This window comes from Actinomadura sp. NBRC 104412 (assembly GCF_030269515.1).
Taxonomy (GTDB): Bacteria; Actinomycetota; Actinomycetes; order Streptosporangiales; family Streptosporangiaceae; genus Spirillospora.
Genome location: NZ_BSTM01000005.1, coordinates 91347 through 110504, shown reverse-complemented (window position 1 = coordinate 110504; position 19158 = coordinate 91347). Strand labels below are relative to the sequence as shown.

Here is a 19158-nt window from a genome sequence, read left to right as displayed (position 1 = left end):
CGGTCCGGCGCCCGGCTAATCCGGGAAATCCGGTTAAAAAAGCAGGTGATCTTGTCCCGGTAGGCCGCGTAGAGTCGGCCGGGTGGTGACGCAGACGGTCGACGCGCCCCGCCGGGCGCGGGTCGCGGTGACGGTGGCGTTCCTGATCCACGGTCTCATCACGGCGGCCTGGGTGGCACGGATCCCGCAGATCAAGCAGGAACTGGGGCTGAGCGAGGGCGCGCTGGGCCTCGCCCTGCTGGGGGCGCCGGTCGGGGTGGTCCTGGCGGTGCGGTCGGCCGGGTGGGCGGTCGCGCGGTTCGGCAGCCGCGCCGTCACGCTGGCGACGGGCGCGGCGGCGGCGCTGTCGCTGGTGGCGCTGGGCGCGTCCTGGAACCTCGGCGTCCTGACCGGCTCGCTCTTCCTCATCGGCGCCACGCTGGGGCTCATGGACGTGGGGATGAACGCGCAAGGCGTGATCGTGGAGCGCCGGTACGCGCGTCCGCTGATGTCGGGGCTGCACGCCTCGTACAGCCTCGGGACGCTCGGCGCGGCCCTCGCCGGATCGGCCGCGGCGCATCTGGACGTCCCGGTCGAGGTTCACCTGAGCGTCTGGGCGGTCCTGCTGCTGGTGCTGCTGTTCGCCGGCTGCCGCGGGTTACTCGGCCCGTCCGCCGACGCACCGCCCGACAGCCCGCGGGCGAAGGCGGACACCCCGCAGACCGGCGCGGACCCGGGTGGCGAGCGTCCGGAGGCCGCCTCGCGGGCACGGGCGGGACGCTGGGCGCTGGCGCTGCTGGGCGTGATCGGGTTGTGCTCGTTCGTCGGCGAGGGCGCGATGGCCGACTGGAGCGCCGTCTACCTGCGCGAGACGCTGCGCGCCGACCCCGGCGTCGCGGGGCTCGGCTTCGCCGGGTTCTCGGTGGCGATGGCGGTGGGCCGGCTGGCGGGCGACCGGCTCGTGGCGCGGTTCGGGCCGGTCGCCGTGCTGCGGACCGGCGCCCTGACCGCCGTACTCGGGCTCGGGGCCGGGCTCGCGGCCGGGAACCCCGCCATGGCCGTTCTGGGGTGCACGCTGTTCGGGCTGGGCGTCGCGCCGGTCGCCCCGATCACCTTCAGCGCCGCGGGCAATCTGCCGGGCGTGCCCGCCGCGACCGGGCTGTCCCGCGTGGTCGGGGTCGGCTACACCGGCCTGCTGGCCGGGCCGCCGATCATCGGGTTCATCGCCGGCGCCGTGGGGCTCACCTGGGCGCTGGTGGTCCCGGTGGGCCTGGCCGGGCTCATCGTGCTGCTGGCCGCGGCGACCGCGACGGCGGGCCGCTGAACCCGGGCGTCACGGCTCGGGCGCGGGCGGGTAAAAGATCGGCCGGTGGGTCTGCCGTTTTTCACGTTCGGGTAAGGTCTGGGCGGGTGAGCACCTTGCAGCGGCCGGCAGCGGTCCCGCCGGCCCCGGGCGAGCCCGCCACGGCCGGGCAGGCCGAGCCGGCGGAGCCCGCCCCGGCGTCGCCCGTCCCGGTGTCCGGGGCGTCCCGGCGCCTCCCGAGGTTCGTGCGCGAGCTTGCGACCTTCGGGTTCGTGGGCTTCATCGGCACCGTGATCACCATCGCGGGGGCCAACCTGATGCGGCACTGGCTGGACGGGGGCCCGGTCACCAGCGTGGTCGTCCCCACGATGGTGTCGACCGTGACCTCCTACCTGCTCAACCGGCACTGGACGTTCCGGCACCGCGACAGCGACGGCTCCGGCAAGGAGTTCGTCATCTTCTTCGGGCTGAACGGCGTCGGGACCGGCATCCAGGCGCTCTGCACCGGCTTCACCTTCTACACCCTCGGCCTGCACGGCGGCCTGTCCTACAACATCGGGCTGCTGGTCGGGCTCGGCCTGGCCTCGGCGTTCCGCTACTGGTCGTACAGGAAGTGGGTGTTCACCCCGGTCACGGTGTGACCCGCCACGGTGTTACCGACCACGGTGTGACGGAAGGCGGAGGCCCCGGTGGACGTCCCACCGGGGCCTCTGCTCTCACCCGATCAGTCGAAATCGAAGTAGTCGGGCTGGGTCTGGCCGCCAGGCCGAGATCAACCGGATGCGCGCCCTGGCCGCGGAGCTGTAGCGGTACGCCGGGCCGTGCCGCGGCCCTACCGGCCGGCGGGAATGATCTTCTCGATCTGGGGGCGGGCCTCGCTCAGCAGGCCCGGCAGGTCCTGGCCGGTGCCCTGGGAGAAGATGACGTGCTCGATGCCGGCCTCGGCCAGCCGCCCGGCGATGTCCACGGCGCGGTCCACCGACGGGTCGCCGGGCGCCATGAACGACAGCGCGGTCTTCTGGATGTCGGCGTAGTCGCGTCCCTCGCGCTCGCAGTGCTCGCGCAGCACCTCCAGCTTCCGGGGCAGCTCGTCGCCGTCGAAGAGGTTGCAGGCGTCGGCGTACTTGGCGACGAGCCGCAGCGTCTTCTTCTCCCCACCGCCGCCGATCAGGATCGGGGGGTGCGGGCGCCGCAGCGCGGGCGGGGAGTTGAGCGGGCGTTCCAGCCGGTAGTGCGCGCCCTCGAACGGGGTCTCGTCGCCCTTCCACATCTGGAGAGCGATCTTCAGCGTCTCCTCAAGGCGCTCGAAGCGCTCGGCCGTCGGCGGGAACGGGATGCCGAGGCCGCGCGACTCCTCGTCGTTCCAGGCGGCGCCGATGGAGAGCCAGGCCCGCCCGCCCGACAGCACGTCCAGCGTCGTCACGGTCTTCACCAGGATCCCGGGGTGCCGGTACACGGTCCCGGTGACCAGGGTGCCGAGGGTGATCCGCTCGGTGATCGCCGCCGCGTAGGACAGCGCGGAGTAGCCCTCCAGCATGGGCTCCTCGGGCCGGCCGACCACGCCGATCTGGAAGAAGTGGTCCATCACCCAGAGGGAGTCGAGGCCGCCCTGGTCGGCCTCGCGGACCATCCGGGTGAACGTGGGGCCGATCTTCTCGGTCCCGCCGGGAAAGGTGAAGCTGGGAATCTGTAGTCCGATGCGCATGCACGATCCTTCGTGTGATCCGGTCGCGTCGTGCCCTACTCTGCGACCTGGAGCGCGCTCCAGGTCAAGCCCGCGCCCTTGACCTGGAGCGCGCTCCAGGTGCCACTCTAGGAGCCGTGACCTTCTATTCCCCTGGGCAGGCCGCCGAGAAGAGCGGTTTCAGCATCGACACGTTGCGCTACTACGAGAAGATCGGGCTGCTGGAGGGCATCGCGCGCAGCGCCTCCGGCCGCCGCCTGTTCAGCGAGGACGACCTGGCGTGGCTGCACATGCTGCGCTGCCTGCGCGACACCGGAATGCCGATCGCCGAGATGCGGCGGTACGCCGAGCTGGTGCGCGGCGGCGACGGGACGCTGCGCGACCGGCTGGCGCTGCTGCGGGAGCACGACCGCAGGGTGGAGGAGCAGATCGCGCGGCTGCGCACGCAGCAGGGGCACATCCGCTGGAAGATCGACCTCTACCAGGGGCTCGCCGGAACCGGCGGCGCGGGCTGCGCCGCGAGCGCGGCGAACGGGGACTGCGCCGGGGAGATGGCGGACGGGGACGCGGCCGTGGAGGTCACCGCCGCGGCGGGGTGATCCGGACGCCGTCCTCCCGGAAGATCAGCATCCGGTCCAGGTCCACCTCCAGCCGGACCTCCTCGCCGCGGTCCGGGCGCCACGTCCCGCTGGTGAAGATCAGGTCGGAGCGGCGGTGGTGGCCCTCGTGCTCCTCCTCCGGCGGCGGCTCCAGGCGCGACCCGTCCCGCCCGAACAGGCCCCGCAGCCGCCCCCCGAAGGCGCCGAGCCCGCCGGGGACGGCACGTTCCGCGCCGACCGTGGCGACCTTGTGCCGCGCGCCGACCGAGTTGGCGTCCACCGTCGGGATGCCCGCCTCCGCGTAGGCGAGCCAGTCGTGCCCATGGAACTCCAGGACGCGCACCCGGCCGGTCAGCGTCCGCCCCGGCGTGCCCTCACGGACGGGGGTCAGCGCGTCCGGCCGGATCCCGCAGAGCACCGTGCGGCCGTGCAGGCTGATCAGCGACGGCGAGCGCGGATCGCTCCACGGCACGGTCAGCCGCTGCGGGCCCAGTTCGAGCACGACGCCGAGGTCCTGGACGGCCCACGCGGTGCCGTGCAGCAGGTTGATCGGCGGGGAGCTGAGGAACGCCGCCACGAACACCGTGGCCGGGTCCTGGTAGATCTGCTCGGGGGTGCCCACGTCCTCCAGCACGCCGTCGCGCAGCACCGCGATCCTGTCCGCCATCGTCATCGCCTCGACCTGGTCGTGCGTGACGTACACCGTGGTGGTGCCGGTGGAGCGGACCAGCGCGGCGATCTCCAGCCGCAGCTCGGTGCGCAGCCCGGCGTCCAGCGACGACAGCGGCTCGTCCATCAGGAACAGCGACGGCTCGCGGATCAGCGCCCGGCCGATCGCGGCGCGCTGCCGCTGCCCGCCCGACAGCGTCCCCGGCATCCGGTCGATCATCGAGCTGATGCCCAGCGCGCGGGTCAGCTCGGTCACCTTCGCGCGCGCCTCGGCGCGGTCGCTGCCCGACACCTCCAGCGGGAACATCATGTTGCCCCCGACGGTGCGGTGCGGGTACAGGGCGCCCTCCTGGAACACCATCGCGACGTTGCGGTCGCGCGGCGACAGGTCGTTGGCGACGCCGCCGTTCAGCCAGAGCGTGCCCTCGCTCACCTCCTCCAGCCCCGCGATCATCCGGAGGATGGTGGACTTGCCGCAGCCGGACGGTCCGAGCAGCACGAACAGCTCGCCCTCGCGGATGTGCAGATGCACGTCGCGCACCGCGTGCTGGTCGCCGGGATAGACCTTGCTCACGCCATCGAGTACGACATCCGTCATCGGGGGCCACCTTGGGTGGGGCGGGGTGACTGTGGCCACTGATCTCACCGTGCTCCCGCCCGTTTGTCCAGAGCGTTGTCCAACGAAGAACGGCAGGTGATCAGTCCCAGGCCACGCGGAGAACGGTCGTGGCCTCCAGCGGATCCTCGCCGCGGTGGGTGGCGAGCACGCCCTCACCCTCGGGCGACTGCGTGAACAGGGGTTCTCCGCCGGACACCCAGGTGTTCCACGCCTCGGTGAACGCGTCGGTCCGCCGCCGGTTCTGGCCGAAGACGGACGGGACGGAATGGTAGACGACCCCGTCGGCCTCCCCGTACCCCGCCGTCCAGCGCCGGGCGCGCTCCAGCCGTTCGCCGCCGCTCCTGGGGTTGACGACATAGCGCGGCACGACGTAGCGGGGCGTGGCCATCGGCCCGAGGACCTCGTCCAGCGCCGTCGCGAACCGTTCGGAGGTGGCGGCGTCCACGTCGGCGAGCGAGAAGCGGTACGTGCCGTCCGGCTCGGGATGCACGGCGACGCCCTCGGCGCCGCGCCGGGACAGGCCGGCCGCGCGGAGCGCGTCGGCGACCGCGTAGGCGAAGGAGGTGATGGGCGGCTCGCCTGCCAGCGCCTCGATAGCGTCCGCGGCCTCTTCGATCGCCCGGTCCCTGGCCCGCACGGAGTCCACGATCTCGCGCAGGCCGCGGGCCTGCCGCCGGCCCTCCAGGGATGTGAGCAGGGCGAGGGCGATGAGCCCGGCGGTCAGCGGCGCCTGGACGCCGAAGGGCAGGGTGGCGAGCGCGGAGCACGCCGTCACCGGCAGCGTGACCGCGAGGAAGGCGGGCACCCTCCGCCGCCTCGGCCGGCGCAGCTCGGGCAGCGGCTCGGGACGGGCGGTGGTGAGGCCGGCCGCCGGTACGGCCTCCGGCTTCACCGGCTCGATCGTGGAGACGGGCGCGCCGATGGCGAGCGCCGCGGAACGGGCGGGACGGATCCGCAGGGTGTGCACGAGCTCGTCACGGAACGGCGTCCCGAGCCTCCACGCCTCGCGCGTCGCCGCTCTGTTCTCGGCGCGTTCGAGCATCGCCTGGTTGAGCCGCGCGTACGGCACCGCCTCGCCGGGGACGGGGTCGGGCGGCGCGTACGGGGAGAACGACGCCTCGACATGCGCCACGCCCGACACGATCTCGCCGTTCGGCGCGGCCGCAAGGTAGCCGTTGTGCTTGCGGACGAACCGGTCCCAGTCGGCCGTTCCCTTGGGGTGCTCGCCGGACACGCACACCACCGTCCAGGTGTTGGCGGACTTCTCCGGCCACGACGGGTCCAGCCGCAGCGCGCGCCCGCGCGTCTGGACGACGGCGGTGGGCGTGGTCGCCGTGGTCAGGTCGATCAGCGTGTTGATGCCGCGGGCGTCCCAGCCCTCGCCGAGCAGCCCCCGGGTGCCCACCAGGACCTGGCAGCCGCCGGACTCGAAGAACGCCGTGATCAGCCGGACCCACACCCGCGACGACCACGACCCGGTGATCAGCGCGATCCCGCCGCCCGCCGGCTCCACCTCCAGCCCCCGCTCGTGATGCTCCAGCACGAAGGCCTGCGCGGTCTCCTCGGCGGCGGCGACCGTGCGTCCCGTGACCAGCATGGGGGACAGCGCGCGGGTGCGCGGATCGGCGACCAGGCTGCGCAGCATCAGCCACGCCGACCCCGCCTCCTCGTCCAGGACGTCGCGCAGCCGCGCGGGCAGTGTCGCGCCCGCGCGTTCGTGGTCGCACAGCACCAGGCAGCGCAGCCGGGCGCCCAGCGCGGACGCCTCCAAGGCGGCGATCTCCACCGCCCCGTGGGTCTTGGCGGCGCTGCGCGCCAGCACCCGGTCCACGGGCGACCGGGCGGCCCGGATGCCGCGCCGGGTCAGCTGGTAGCCGACGGCCGGCAGCGCGCGCTTGATGGCGTCCAGCGCGCGCTGGTCCTTCTCCTTCTCGCTGCGTTGCAGGCAGTGGACGACGTAGTCGTTGAGCAGCGCCACCCAGTCCTCGGCGGTCGGAGGGTGCCGGTGTTCCTCGCGCAGCCGGGCGCCCGGCGGCAACGCCAGCAGCCCGGCGTGGTGGAACCGCAGCGCGGCGGCGGCGATCCTCGGCTCGGCCGTCTCGACCCGCGCCCAGGACACCGTGCCGCCCTCCGCCGTGTTCCTCTCCGCCGTGCCGCCGTCGCGCCCGCGGACGAACGTGCGGTCGACCATCCGGGCGTCCAGCCATTCCAGCAGGCCGGTCGTGGTGAAGCCGGGTTCGAGCAGGCCCGCGGTCAGCTCGGCGAACCGCTCGGCCTCCCCGGCGACGTAGGCGGCCTCCACGGCGGTCGGCGTGGTCAGCCAGGCCAGCTCGGCGAACGGTGCGAGGTAGCCCTGCCGCACCATCGCCGGGATGGACGCCCCGAGGATCGGGACCCCGAACAGCTCGTCCACCAGCTTGGACTCGTCGGGGGTCAGCGACTCCGGCGGGGTGGCGGTCAGGCCGATCACGCGCGCGTCGGGCAGTTCCTTCAGGATCTCGGCGAGCAGGCGTCCCCAGACGTCCAGCAGGTGGTGGCACTCGTCCAGGATCAGCGTCAGCGGCCCCGCGTCGTGCAGCGCGGTGACCAGGGCGCGGCCGTTGTCGTGCAGGAGCCGCACCAGCCCGCCTTGGCGCTGCTTGGTGCGCCCCTCCTCGTCGGTCTCGGCGTCCGGGTCGAACACCGCCAGGGACTGGTAGGTCAGGACGGTGACCGCGTGCCGCAGGTCGCGGTCGGTGCCCGCCTCGCCGCCGCAGCGCCGCCAGTGCTCCACCCACTGGTTCTGGATCGCGGTGTTGGGGACGAGGACCACCGTGCGCCGGCCGAGCCTGCGCGCCGCCTCCAGGCCCACCAGGGTCTTCCCGGTGCCGGGCGGAAGCATCACCCAGGCCCTGGACCGGCCCTCGTTCCAGGCGTCGGCGAGCTTGCCCAGCGCCTTCTCCTGGTACGGCCGCAGCTCCCCAGGCCAGCCCACCCCGTCGAAATCCACCGCCATATTGTGACCGAACGGGTCATACCGCCGCGAGACGTCGTCTGAGGACGGCGGAGTCGGGCGCCGTCGCGGTGATGAGCACGCCGGGGCCGGCGAGGGGCAGCACGGCCAGTCCTTCCCCCGTCCGCGCGGAGCGGGGGAGGTCGCCGCCTACCAGCAGGACGCTTCCGACGGCACGGGCGTCCCCGAGGACGGCGCGGCCCCGGTAGATGTGAGGGTCGTCGAGGCACAGCTCGTGCCGGAGCAGGGGAGTCCCGCCGAGGGTGACGTCCATGCGGCTGCTATGACGGCCCGGCTCTTCGCCGTGGCGTCCCAGGATCAGCTCCTCCCGCCAGCGCAGCGTCGCCCCGTGCGCGAGCGTGATGTGGGCCGTGGCGCGATGGTCGCAGCGGGCCGCGGCCACCGTCGGCTCGGGCGCGTAGTCCAGATGCCCACCGGCGCCCACTTCGGCCCGTACGGTCATCCGGGACGGGCCGTCGCCGGGCAGCGCGAGCGAGGTGGCGGCCGAGCGCAGCGAAAGGCGCGCACCGGCCCGCACGATGAGTTCCAGTTCGAGATCGTCGCCGCCGAGCGGGCCCGCCGCCGCACCCACCAGATGCACACCGCCGGACGTGGCGCGCAACGCCAGCGGCCCGTCCGAGCGAAGCCGGGTCAGCCGCGTCCCGCCGGACGGGGAGCGCTCGGCGGTGACCGCGGCCCGAGCGGTGTAACCCCTGGTGGAGGCGGTCCGGGTCATGTGGTCACCGTCTGGTGGCCCGCCCACTCGCGCAGCACGCCACGAAGCCAGCCGGTCACCTCGGGGGCGTCGGGACGCTCGCGCAACGAGGTGAACGCCACCGGCCCGCCGTCGCGGACACGGGCGGCGTCCCGCGCCATCACCTCCAGGTCGCTGCCGACCAGCGGCGCCAGGTCGGTCTTGTTGACCACCAGCAGGTCGGCCGCCGCGACGCCCAGGCCGCCCTTGCGCGGGACGTCGTCGCCGCCCGCCACGTCCAGCACGAAGATCTGCGCGTCGGCCAGGCCCCGGCTGAACAGCGCGGTGAGGTTGTCGCCGCCGCTCTCGACGATGACCAGGTCCAGCGTCCGGCCGTGCCGCTCCTCCAGCTCCTCCACCGCGTCGAGGTTCGCGGAGATGTCGTCCCGGATGGCGGTGTGCGGGCAGGCGCCCGTCCGCACCGCGGTGATCCGGTCGGCGGCCAGCACGGCCTCGCGGCGCAGGAAGTCGGCGTCCTCGGTGGTGTAGATGTCGTTGGTCACCACGGCCAGCTCGAACTCGTCGCGCAGCGCCCGGCACAGCGCGGCGGTCAGCGCCGTCTTGCCGCTGCCGACCGGACCGCCGATGCCCAGCCGCAGCGCGCGGCCCCGCGCGGGCGCCTCCCGGTGCGGGTCGTGGTGATGGTGTGCCCCCATGGTGAACCTCCGTCAGGACTCGAACAGGCGCAGGTCGGCGCCCAGATGCAGTTCGGCGAACCGGTCGAGGGCGGGCGCGGAGAGCGCCGGCAGCCCCGCCCAGTCATCGGGCCGCCGCGACGCCCGGCCCGCCACGGCGTCGATGGACGGGGCGAGGTCGGCCAGGACCCCGTGGACGGCCAGCGGGTCGAGACCCAGCAGCCGTACGCCCGCCGATGCCGCGCCGGTGACCGCCCCGTACGCGCTGATGGCGGCGGCCTGCGCGGGCGTGCCGCCCGCCGCCGCGGTCGCCACGCCCTGGACGAGGGGCTGGTGCGGTGGCTCACGGCACGCGTTGGCGAGGGTGTCCAGGGCCGGATGTGGCCAGGTGCGCCGCGCCACGCGCAGAAGCGATCTGCCTTGCGCGCGGGACGCCTTGCGCTGGGCGGGCGAAGGGGTGCGTGCGTCCGCTTCCGCGTCCAGCCGTTCCCACGCCCAGCCAGGGGCGCGGGCATGGGCGCACGCGGCGGCGGCCAGGGCGGCCGACACCAGGCCCGCCGTCGCCAGGCGTCCCCGGAGGAAATCGGCCAGCCCCGCGACGTCCCTCACCTCGCCCGCCGTCACGGCCGGTTCCAGCCCGCCCGAGTGCGCGTGCCCGCCCGCCGGAAGCCGCGAGTCGGCGAGCAGCAGCAGCCGGGCGGGCAACTCCATGTCAGAAGAGGAAGTAGCGCTGGGCCATGGGCAGCTCACCGGCCGGCGCGGGCTCGATCTCCTCGCCGTCGACCACGACGGTGAACGTGTCGGGATCCACCTCGATCGTCGGCAGCGCGTCGTTCAGCGGCATCGCGTCCTTCCCGAGCCCGCGGGTGTCCTTGACCGGCACCAGCGCCCGCCGCACCGCCAGCCTCCCGCCCAGCCCATCCTCGATCGCGGCCCGCGACACGAAGTGCAGCGACGTCCCGGCGGCGACCGGCGGGGCGGCGCCGAACATCGGGCGCGGAAGCACCGGCTGCGGCGTCGGGATCGACGCGTTCGCGTCCCCCATCGCCGCCCACGCGATCATCCCGCCCTTCACCACCACGTGCGGCCGGACCCCGAAGAACGCCGGATCCCACAGCACCAGGTCGGCCAGCTTGCCCGGCTCCACCGAGCCGACCTCGCCGTCGAGACCGTGCGCGATCGCCGGGTTGATCGTGTACTTGGCGACGTAGCGGCGGGCGCGCAGGTTGTCGGCCGGTCCCTCCAGGTCGCCCCGGCGCCGCTTCATCGCGTGCGCGGTCTGCCACGTGCGGATCACCGTCTCGCCGATCCGCCCCATCGCCTGCGAGTCCGACCCGATCATCGAGATCGCGCCCAGGTCGTGCAGCACGTCCTCCGCCGCCATCGTGGTCGGCCTGATCCTGGACTCGGCGAACGCCAGATCCTCGGGCACCGACGGGTTGAGGTGATGGCACACCATCAGCATGTCGAGGTGCTCGTCGAGCGTGTTCACCGTGTGCGGCCTCGTCGGGTTGGTGGACGACGGCAGCACGTTCGGGTGCGAGGCCACCGTGATGATGTCCGGCGCGTGCCCGCCCCCGGCGCCCTCGGTGTGGTACGCGTGGATCGACCGGCCGCCGATGGCCTCCAGCGTCGACTCCACGTACCCGGCCTCGTTCAGGGTGTCGCTGTGCAGCGCCACCTGCACGCCCGACGCGTCCGCCACGCGCAGACAAGCGTCGATCGCGGCGGGCGTGGACCCCCAGTCCTCGTGCAGCTTGAACCCCGACGCCCCCGCGCGCAACTGCTCCCAGAGGGCGTCCTCCGACACGGTGTTGCCCTTGCCGAGCAGCGCCACGTTCACCGGGTGGCCGTCCATCGCCTCCAGCATGCGCTGCAGGTACCAGGTGCCCGCGACGGTGGTCGCCTTCGTCCCCTCCGCCGGGCCCGTGCCGCCGCCGATCAGCGTGGTCACCCCCGCGCCGAGCGCCGTGTCCACCAGTTGCGGGCAGATGAAATGGACGTGCGAATCCACCGCGCCCGCCGTCAGGATCTTGCCGTTGCCCGCCAGCACCTCGGTGGACGGCCCGATCACCAGGTCCGGATGGACACCGTCCATCGTGTCCGGATTACCCGCCTTGCCGAGCGCGACGATCCGCCCGTCCCTGACACCGACGTCGGCCTTGACGATCCCCCAGTGATCCAGCACCACCGCACCGGTGATGACCAGATCGAGCGCACCCTCGGCACGCGTCGCACGCGCCTGGCCCATCGACTCCCGGATCACCTTGCCGCCCCCGAACACCGCCTCGTCCCCGGCACCCGCCGGCCCGCGACTGCGATCCTCGGTGACCTCGATGAACAGATCCGTGTCGGCCAGCCGCACACGATCCCCCACAGTGGGCCCGTACAACGCGGCGTACCGCCCCCGCGACAGCCGAGTACTCCTCGCCTCAGTGTCCATTGCCTCGCCTTCGCTCGGCGCTTCGCGGGCGCTTCAGGCGGTGTCTTCCTTCGTCGCTTCGGTCGCTCGTTCCTCGCTTCCTGCGCTCAGTGTCCATTGCCTCGCCTTCGCTCGGCGCTTCGCGGGCGTTTTGGGCGGTGTCTTCCTTCGTCGCTTCGGTCGCTCGTTCCTCGCTTCCTGCGCTCAGTGTCCATTGCCTCGCCTTCGCTCGGCGCTTCGCGGGCGTTTTGGGCGGTGTCTTCCCTCGTCGCTTCGGTCGCTCGTTCCTCGCTCCCTGCGCTCCTCAGTCCAGACACCGCCCGCCCGCTCAGTGTTCACTGAGGGCTCCTCTCAGGCGCGGGTTCACCGGGGGCTCCTTTCAGGCGGAGGCCGGGGACTACTCGGGCGCCCGCCAGGGGGACGAGGTCGACGTCGCGGGTGATGCCGGGCTCGAACCGCACGGCCGTACCGGCGGGGATGTCGAGGCGGTGGCCGCGCGCCGCGTCACGGTCGAAGTCCAGCGCGGGGTTGGCCACGGCGAAGTGGTAGTGCGAGCCGACCTGGATCGGCCGGTCGCCGGTGTTCACGACCGTGACCGTGACCCGGGGACGCCCGGGGTTCAGCTCGACCGGCTCCACGCCGACGACGATCTCCCCGGGGATCATGGGATCGGCCTGTGGACGGTGACGAGCTTGGTGCCGTCGGGGAACGTCGCCTCGATCTGCACCGAGTCCAGGAGTTCCGGGACGCCCTCCATGACGTCGTCACGGGTGAGGACGGTGCGGCCGGACTCCATCAGCTCGGCCACGGTGCGCCCGTCGCGGGCGCCCTCCAGGATGTGCACCGCGATGATCGCGGTCGCCTCGGGATGGTTGAGGCGCAGCCCGCGGGCCCGCCGATCGCGGGCCACGCCGGCGGCCACATGGATCAGCAGGCGTTCCTGCTCGTGTGGAGTGATCAGCACAGTCCATGACGCTATCCCCAGGCTGACCTGCGACGGAACGGTCACGTTGCGCATTTAACGCCGTTTTCACACGGCGCCGGTGGCCTTAACCCGCCGTCGGCGCGTCCAAGGCGGTGGGCGACGGAACGGTTTCCGGCCGTGACCGGCGGCGGGGCGCCTGCCGGAGGCGAGCATCCTATCGAAATCGGGCGTTCCGGACATCCGTTGTGAGGACGTTGAAACAACTATCTAACGCCACGTTCTGCTGTGAAACACAACCCTTACCCGGCGATCCCGTGTCCGAAATGTAGTGATCTCAGACTCCCGGTCGTCAAGATCAATGGAGGTGTTCCTTGGCGATCGGAAATGCATCGGACGAGCCCGGGTTCAGCCGCAGGAGCTTCCTCGCGCGGGTCGGAGCCACCGGAGGGGCCGGCGCGATGTTCGCCACCATGGGCGCGCTCGGCCTGGCGCCCAGCGCCGAGGCGGCGACCAAGACCCCCTTCCAGCCTCCGCGCCCGTCGGACTTCTCGCTGCGCGGCCGGGGTGCGGCGAAGGTCGTCGTGCTGGGCGCGGGCATCGCGGGACTGACCGCCGCCTACGAGCTCGGCAAGGCCGGGTACGACGTGACGATCCTGGAGGCGCAGGACCGGGTCGGCGGGCGCAACCGCACCCTGCGCGGCGGCGACAAGCTGACCGAGATCGGCGGCGCCACCCAGCACATCGGGTTCTCCAAGGGCCAGTACATGAACGCCGGGCCCGCGCGCATCGCGCAGTGGATGACCACCATGGACTACTGCCGCGAGCTCGGCGTGCCCCTGGAGGTGTTCACCAACTCCAACGCCGACGCCTACATCTACAACGAGTCGGCCGGCATGACCGCCCCGGTGCGGTGGCGCACCGCGAAGGCCGACGTGTACGGCTACATCTCCGAACTGCTGGCCAAGGCGACCGACCAGGGCGCGCTGGACCAGCGGCTCACCGCGACCGACAAGGAACGGCTGATCTCGTTCCTGACCTCGTTCGGGGCGATCAAGGGACGGGCCGGCGGGTTCGCCTACGAGGGCACCGACGGGCGCCGCGGCTACTCGGTGAACCCCGGCGCCGGGCACACGTCCGGAACGGTCCTCGGCCCGGTGCCGTCGCTGTCGGAGGTCCTGGCCAGCGGTGTCGGGCTGCGCTTCTCCTTCGAGTTCGGCTACAGCCAGGCCATGCTGATGTTCCAGCCGGTCGGCGGCATGGACCAGATCCCGCGCGCGCTGGCCAAGGCCATCGGGCACGGGAAGATCCGCACGGGCAGCAAGGTCACCAAGATCACCAACCTGGCGCGCGGCGTCCGGGTCGAGTACCAGAAGAACGGCCGGACCAGCGTCCTGGAGGCCGACTACTGCATCGCCACCCTGCCGCCGCACATCCTCGCCAAGACCCCGCACAACCTGGGCGCGAACGTGCAGGCGGCGCTGGCCACCCCCGTCCCGGAGTCCACCGGCAAGATCGGCCTGGAGTACCGCACGCGCTGGTGGGAGGAGGACGAGGGCATCTACGGCGGCATCACCAACACCGACCTGGACCTGTCCACCATCTGGTACCCGTCGTCCGGCTACGGCAGCGGGGGACGCGGTGTGGTCATCGGCTACTACAACTTCGGGGGCAACGCCGACCGGTACGCCGCGATGACGCACGCCGACCGGCTGCGGCGCGCGCTCGACCAGGGCGCGAAGATCCACGGTGCGAAGTACCGGCAGGGCGTGGCCTCCTCCGCGTCCATCGCCTGGATCCGGCAGCCGCACATCGAGGGCGGCTGGATCGGGTGGCCGTCGAGGGGCGCCGAGTACGCCCTGCTCAACCAGCCGCAGGGCAACGTCTACTTCTCCGGGGACTGGCTCAGCTACGAGATCGCCTGGCAGCACGGCGCGTTCGAGTCCGCCCGGAAGGTCGTCACCGAGCTCCACCAGCGCGTACTGAAGGGCTGACCCATGGCACGCACATCGCCGCTCACACGCAGGCTCGTCCTGGCCGGGGCCGCGGCCGCCGTCCTCGTCGGCGGGGGAGGCGTGGCCTCCGCCGCGCCGCACAAGGCGCCGCGCCCGCCCAAGCCCACCGAGGTCCGCCCCGCGTTGCCGGCGGGGCAGAGCAACCCGTCCATCGCCAACGGCGTCGCGGTCGGCTCGGCGGTCGCCACCTACACCGCCAGCGGGATCGGGCCGACGGACGCCAACCCGTCCGCCCCCGCCGGCACCCCCGAGCGTTACGTCGACTTCCCCGGCGGGACGCTGCCGCCCGGCGTGACGCTGACCGAGGCGCAGGCGATCAACGCCCTGAAGGCCATCGGCGAGAACCTGAAGGCCCAGGGCCTCACGCACCGGGACGTCATCTCGATGCGCGCCTACCTCGCCAACCCGCCCGGTGCCGGCGTCGCCGACTTCGCCGGGTGGAACCGCGCCTACCGCCAGTTCTACGCCAACACCGACCTGGTCACCGGGAAGGTGGTGAACGTCCCGCTGGGAAGCGCGCCGCCCGCGAGGCCGATGCTGGTCAACCCGGCCCGCCCGGCCCGGGTCACCATCGAGATCGAGAACCTGCCGGTCAACGGCTGGCTGGTCGAGGTCGAGGTGGTGGCGGCCTTCCGCCGCCACCACTGAGCGGTCAGGCCCGAGCGGTCAGGACGGAGCGGACTCCGGCACCACCCTCCGTCCGATGGACGGGTAGTCCAGCACCAGCCCGTCCCGGAACACGATGTCCTCGCTGAATCCCGGGACGGCGAAGCGGACCACCGTCACCTCGCCCTCCCGGCGGACGACGCGGTACGTCTGCCGGGAGGGCGAGACCGCCAGGTCCGGCACCGACACCCACGCCATCAGGAACTCGGCGGGGCCGTCGCCGCCGAGGCGCAGCGCGGGCATGCTGTTGGTCAGCGGAGACAGGCCCAGGTCGCAGTCCAGCGCCCCGCGCAGCGCCGCCGCGTCCCCGCCGGGCGGGCGCAGCGCGACGCCCCCTTCGGCCCGCGCCCTGATGTGCCACTCGCCCGCCGGGCCGTTGGTCAGCTCCAGCCGGCGCCGCCACGGCCCGGTCCCGGGGTCGGTGCCGTACGCCTCGACGAGCAGCCGGGACGTCACGTAGTCGTCGGCGGTGGTCAGCTCGTACTCCAGCCGGTAGGGGAGCGGGTCACCGCCGATGGCCGCGCCCTGGGCCGTCAGCCGTCCCTCGGTGAGCTCCACGTACGCGATCTCCGCGCCCCCCGGCTTCACCCACACGATCGGTGTCGTCACGTGCTCCTGCATATCAGTGACGTGTGACGGGCTTTGGGGTCTCGGGGGATGGATGTCCCTTGGCGGGAATAGACTCGCCGCCGTGGCAGGCCGGATTCGTAACGAGGACATCGCGCTGGTTCGCGAGCGGTCGCCGATCGACGCGGTGATCGGTGAGTATCTCCAGCTTCGCAACGCGGGCGGCGGCAACCTCAAGGGTCTGTGCCCCTTCCACGACGAGAAGTCGCCGTCGTTCAACGTCACCCCGGCCCGCGGCCTGTGGTACTGCTTCGGCTGCGCGGCGGGCGGCGACGTCATCAAGTTCGTGCAGGAGATCGACCACCTGTCGTTCAGCGAGGCGGTGGAGCGGCTGGCGGTCAAGGCCGGCGTCCAGCTCCGGTACGAGGAGGGCACGGGCGGCTACACCCCCCGGCAGGATTCGGGCCAGCGCGCGCGCCTGCTGGACGCGCATCGGGCCGCCGCCGAGTTCTACGCCGAGCGGTTGCAGACCCCCGAGGGCGGCCTGGGCCGCAAGTTCCTCTCCGAGCGGGGTTTCGAGCTCGCCGACGCCGCCGCGTTCGGAGTCGGGTTCGCGCCGCGCGAGTGGGAGGGGCTGGTCCGGCACCTGCGCGGGCGCGGGTTCGCCGACCGCGACCTGATCATGGCCGGGCTGGCCAAGGAGGGACGCCGCGGCCCCATGGACCGGTTCCGCGGCCGGCTGATGTGGCCGATCCGGGATCTGAGCGGGGACGTGATCGGGTTCGGCGCCCGCAAGCTCTACGACGAGGACGACGGCCCCAAGTACCTCAACACCCCCGAGTCGCCGCTGTTCCACAAGGGCTCGGTGCTGTACGGGGCGGATCTGGCGAAGAAGGAGATCGCGCGGCGCCGGCAGGCCGTGGTGGTCGAGGGCTACACCGACGTGATGGCCTGCCACCTGTCCGGGGTGCCGACGGCCGTCGCCACCTGCGGCACCTCATTCGGCGACGACCACATCAAGATCCTGCGCCGGCTGCTGATGGACCAGGACGAGTTCCGCGGCGAGGTGATCTTCACCTTCGACGGCGACTCCGCCGGGCAGCGGGCGGCGCTGCGGGCGTTCGCCGACGAGCAGAAGTTCGTCACGCAGACCTTCGTGGCGGTGCAGCCCGACGGCCTGGACCCGTGCGACCTGCGCGTCCGGCAGGGCGACGCGGCGGTGCGCGACCTGGTGGCCTCCCGGGTGCCGCTGTTCGAGTTCGCCATCCGCAGCGCGATCCAGCAGCACGACCTCGACACCGCCGAAGGACGGCTGGCCGCGCTCGACGCGGCGGCGCCGGTGGTCGCCTCCATCAAGGACCGCGCGCTGCGCCAGATGTACGCGGTCAGCCTGGACCGCTGGCTCGGCATCATGGACGAGCAGTTCGTGCTGGGCCGGGTGCGGGAGCTGTCCGCGCGGCGCGGCGGTGCGGGCGCCCCCGCGAATGGCCGGGGCCGGACACCGAACGGCCGCCAGGGCGTCCCCGGGACGCCGGCCGGGGACGAGCGTCCCGCGTTCGATCCGGCCGATCCCGAGGTGCTGCGCGAACGGGAGCTGCTGAAGCTGGCGGTGCAGTGGCCGGCGCTGCTGGGACCGGAGTTCGACCAGGTCCCGGCGGACGCGTTCATCGCGCCGCCGCACGCCGCGGTACGCCAGGTCATCGCCTCGGCCGGGGGTGTCACGGCGGCCGGGGGCAGCGCCGAGTGGGTGGCGCGGCTGCTGGAACAGGCGCCGAACGACCAGGTCAGGGCGCTGGTGACGCAGCTCGGAGTGGAGCCGGTACACGCCGCACAGGAATCGGACGACCGCTATGCCGCCGAACTGCTCGCCCGAATCCAGGAACGCCAGCTCACACGCTTGATCACGGAGCTGAAGTCTAAACTCCAGCGGCTGAATCCGGCCGAACAGGCCGAAGAGTACAACCGGGTCTTCGGCGATCTTGTGGCGTATGAGCAGCAGAGACGGGTGTTGCGGGAGCGTGGTCTCGGGTCGCAGTGATCCGGCCAATCTCGAAATGGGTCCTGTGATCTTGGGCCCGATTGACGCAGACTGTCACCGTGGGCCCTTCGGTGCTGCCTAGCGAGGCGCCATCGGTTGACCAGGTGGCGGACCTTGTCGCGCGCGGCAGAGAACGCGGCGGTGTGACCGTCGATGACGTAGCCGCTGCACTCGATCGCTCCGACTTGCCGGACGACTCTCTCGAGCGGGTCGTCCGGATGCTCGCAGAGCAGGGGGTAGAGGTCCTCGAGTCCCAGCAGGAGACCGAGGACGTCACGCGAGCGGACGAGGGAGACCTCGGCAAGCGGGCGCCGACGAGCGATCTGGTCCGGATCTACCTCCGGGAAATCGGTCGCGTACCGCTGCTCACGGCAGAAGATGAAGTCGAACTCGCGAAATCGATCGAGGCGGGACTGTTCGCCGAGGAGAAGATGGCGCACACCGCCATCCTGTCCCGGTCCGAGCGGCTCGACCTCGAACTGCTCGCCCGCGAGGGAGTGCGGGCGAAGCAACGCCTGATCGAGGCCAACCTGCGCCTGGTGGTGTCGATCGCCAAACGCTATGTGGGCCGGGGAATGCTGTTCCTCGACCTGATCCAGGAGGGAAATCTCGGACTCATCCGCGCGGTCGAGAAATTCGACTACACCAAGGGATTCAAGTTCTCGACCTACGCCACGTGGTGGATCAGGCAGGCGATCACCAGGGCGATCGCCGACCAGGCCCGGACCATCCGGATCCCCGTCCACATGGTGGAGACCATCAACAAGCTGGTCCGGGTGCAACGGCAGATGCACCAGGACCTCGGCCGTGAACCCACCCCCGAGGAGATCGGCCTGGAGATGGGGCTGAGCCCCGCCCGGGTCGTGGAGATCCAGCGGATCGCCCAGGAGCCGGTCTCGCTCCAGTCGCCGATCGGTGAGGAGGATTCCGACCTCGGCGACTTCATCGAGGACGCCGACGCGGTCGTGCCCATCGAGGCGGCGGCGTTCATCCTGCTGCAGGACCAGCTCGAGGACATCCTGGGCACGCTGTCGGACCGCGAGCAGCGCATCATCCAGCTGCGCTTCGGGCTGACCGACGGCCATCCGCGGACGCTGGAGGAGGTCGGCCGGGAGTTCGGGGTCACGCGGGAGCGGATCCGCCAGATCGAGTCCAAGACTCTGGCGAAGCTGCGCCACCCCTCGCGCGCCCAGATGCTCCGGGAGTACCTCGACTGATCGCGGACCGATCGCGGCGCCGCCCGCCGTGGCCCCGCCCCCGTACGGGCGCCGGGGCCGCGGCGGGCGCGTCGAAT

Annotated in this window: 17 protein-coding genes; 7 read left to right on the top strand and 10 right to left on the bottom strand. The window is 72.4% G+C overall.

The genetic code is table 11. The annotated features are described in order from the left end of the window. The first annotated feature begins 82 nt into the window (after positions 1 to 82). Complete coding sequence (locus QSK21_RS08535) at positions 83 to 1303, top strand: MFS transporter (RefSeq protein WP_285694830.1); 1221 nt, start codon at positions 83 to 85, stop codon at positions 1301 to 1303. A gap of 86 nt (positions 1304 to 1389) precedes the next feature. Then, complete coding sequence (locus tag QSK21_RS08530) at positions 1390 to 1923, top strand: GtrA family protein (protein WP_285694829.1); 534 nt, start codon at positions 1390 to 1392, stop codon at positions 1921 to 1923. Positions 1924 to 2114: 191 nt separating this feature from the next. On the opposite strand, the gene QSK21_RS08525 is transcribed toward QSK21_RS08530, so the two are convergent. Continuing rightward, a complete protein-coding gene (locus QSK21_RS08525; RefSeq protein WP_285694828.1) occupies positions 2115 to 2987 on the bottom strand; it encodes an LLM class F420-dependent oxidoreductase in 873 nt (290 codons plus the stop codon). Positions 2988 to 3103: 116 nt separating this feature from the next. On the opposite strand from QSK21_RS08525, the gene QSK21_RS08520 reads away from it, so the two are divergent. Further along, positions 3104 to 3565 carry a MerR family transcriptional regulator gene (locus QSK21_RS08520; protein ID WP_285694827.1) on the top strand — a complete coding sequence of 154 codons (462 nt, stop codon included), beginning with the start codon at positions 3104 to 3106 and terminating at the stop codon, positions 3563 to 3565. Here QSK21_RS08520 and QSK21_RS08515 read toward each other — a convergent pair. The 8 genes from QSK21_RS08515 to QSK21_RS08480 form a co-directional block, all read right to left on the bottom strand. Continuing rightward, on the bottom strand, positions 3546 to 4832 hold the full coding sequence (locus QSK21_RS08515; RefSeq protein WP_285694826.1) for an ABC transporter ATP-binding protein: 1287 nt from the start codon (positions 4830 to 4832) through the stop codon (positions 3546 to 3548). The two genes, QSK21_RS08520 and QSK21_RS08515, sit on opposite strands and share 20 nt — an antisense overlap. Positions 4833 to 4932: 100 nt before the next feature. After that, complete coding sequence (locus tag QSK21_RS08510) at positions 4933 to 7842, bottom strand: DEAD/DEAH box helicase family protein (protein ID WP_285694825.1); 2910 nt, start codon at positions 7840 to 7842, stop codon at positions 4933 to 4935. 22 nt (positions 7843 to 7864) lie between these two features. Beyond that, positions 7865 to 8581, bottom strand: a complete 717-nt coding sequence (locus QSK21_RS08505) for an urease accessory protein UreD (protein ID WP_285694823.1) — start codon at positions 8579 to 8581, stop codon at positions 7865 to 7867. Next, entirely contained in the window at positions 8578 to 9255 is a 678-nt protein-coding gene (gene ureG, locus QSK21_RS08500; protein ID WP_285694822.1) for an urease accessory protein UreG, read from the bottom strand. Before ureG ends, QSK21_RS08505 begins: the two co-directional genes overlap by 4 nt. A 12-nt stretch (positions 9256 to 9267) precedes the next feature. Continuing rightward, positions 9268 to 9945 carry an urease accessory protein UreF gene (locus QSK21_RS08495; protein ID WP_285694821.1) on the bottom strand — a complete coding sequence of 226 codons (678 nt, stop codon included), beginning with the start codon at positions 9943 to 9945 and terminating at the stop codon, positions 9268 to 9270. A gap of 1 nt (position 9946) precedes the next feature. Beyond that, positions 9947 to 11677, bottom strand: a complete 1731-nt coding sequence (locus tag QSK21_RS08490; protein WP_285694820.1) for an urease subunit alpha — start codon at positions 11675 to 11677, stop codon at positions 9947 to 9949. A 314-nt stretch (positions 11678 to 11991) separates the two neighbouring features. Beyond that, entirely contained in the window at positions 11992 to 12321 is a 330-nt protein-coding gene (locus QSK21_RS08485) for an urease subunit beta (protein ID WP_285694819.1), read from the bottom strand. Further along, positions 12318 to 12620, bottom strand: a complete 303-nt coding sequence (locus QSK21_RS08480; protein WP_285694818.1) for an urease subunit gamma — start codon at positions 12618 to 12620, stop codon at positions 12318 to 12320. Before QSK21_RS08480 ends, QSK21_RS08485 begins: the two co-directional genes overlap by 4 nt. Positions 12621 to 13039: 419 nt before the next feature. On the opposite strand from QSK21_RS08480, the gene QSK21_RS08475 reads away from it, so the two are divergent. Beyond that, a complete protein-coding gene (locus QSK21_RS08475) occupies positions 13040 to 14572 on the top strand; it encodes a flavin monoamine oxidase family protein (RefSeq protein ID WP_285694817.1) in 1533 nt (510 codons plus the stop codon). 3 nt (positions 14573 to 14575) lie between these two features. Then, on the top strand, positions 14576 to 15241 hold the full coding sequence (locus tag QSK21_RS08470; protein ID WP_285694816.1) for a Rid family hydrolase: 666 nt from the start codon (positions 14576 to 14578) through the stop codon (positions 15239 to 15241). A gap of 18 nt (positions 15242 to 15259) precedes the next feature. Here QSK21_RS08470 and QSK21_RS08465 read toward each other — a convergent pair whose 3' ends face one another. Then, positions 15260 to 15868, bottom strand: a complete 609-nt coding sequence (locus QSK21_RS08465; RefSeq protein WP_285694815.1) for a putative glycolipid-binding domain-containing protein — start codon at positions 15866 to 15868, stop codon at positions 15260 to 15262. 82 nt (positions 15869 to 15950) lie between these two features. On the opposite strand from QSK21_RS08465, the gene dnaG reads away from it, so the two are divergent. Further along, positions 15951 to 17864 carry a DNA primase gene (gene dnaG / locus QSK21_RS08460; RefSeq protein WP_285694814.1) on the top strand — a complete coding sequence of 638 codons (1914 nt, stop codon included), beginning with the start codon at positions 15951 to 15953 and terminating at the stop codon, positions 17862 to 17864. Positions 17865 to 17935: 71 nt separating this feature from the next. Beyond that, complete coding sequence (rpoD, locus tag QSK21_RS08455) at positions 17936 to 19081, top strand: RNA polymerase sigma factor RpoD (RefSeq protein ID WP_285695085.1); 1146 nt, start codon at positions 17936 to 17938, stop codon at positions 19079 to 19081. Positions 19082 to 19158 lie beyond the last annotated feature (77 nt).

Excerpts from the sequence above, each read along its gene's own strand:
- QSK21_RS08525 (WP_285694828.1), bottom strand. The coding sequence starts at position 2,987 with ATGCGCATCGGACTACAGATTCCCAGCTTCACCTTTCCCGGCGGGACC.
- QSK21_RS08515 (WP_285694826.1), bottom strand. The coding sequence starts at position 4,832 with ATGACGGATGTCGTACTCGATGGCGTGAGCAAGGTCTATCCCGGCGAC.
- QSK21_RS08505 (WP_285694823.1), bottom strand. The coding sequence starts at position 8,581 with ATGACCCGGACCGCCTCCACCAGGGGTTACACCGCTCGGGCCGCGGTC.
- ureG (WP_285694822.1), bottom strand. The coding sequence starts at position 9,255 with ATGGGGGCACACCATCACCACGACCCGCACCGGGAGGCGCCCGCGCGG.
- QSK21_RS08495 (WP_285694821.1), bottom strand. The coding sequence starts at position 9,945 with ATGGAGTTGCCCGCCCGGCTGCTGCTGCTCGCCGACTCGCGGCTTCCG.
- QSK21_RS08490 (WP_285694820.1), bottom strand. The coding sequence starts at position 11,677 with ATGGACACTGAGGCGAGGAGTACTCGGCTGTCGCGGGGGCGGTACGCC.
- QSK21_RS08485 (WP_285694819.1), bottom strand. The coding sequence starts at position 12,321 with ATGATCCCCGGGGAGATCGTCGTCGGCGTGGAGCCGGTCGAGCTGAAC.
- QSK21_RS08475 (WP_285694817.1), top strand. The coding sequence starts at position 13,040 with ATGTTCGCCACCATGGGCGCGCTCGGCCTGGCGCCCAGCGCCGAGGCG.
- QSK21_RS08470 (WP_285694816.1), top strand. The coding sequence starts at position 14,576 with ATGGCACGCACATCGCCGCTCACACGCAGGCTCGTCCTGGCCGGGGCC.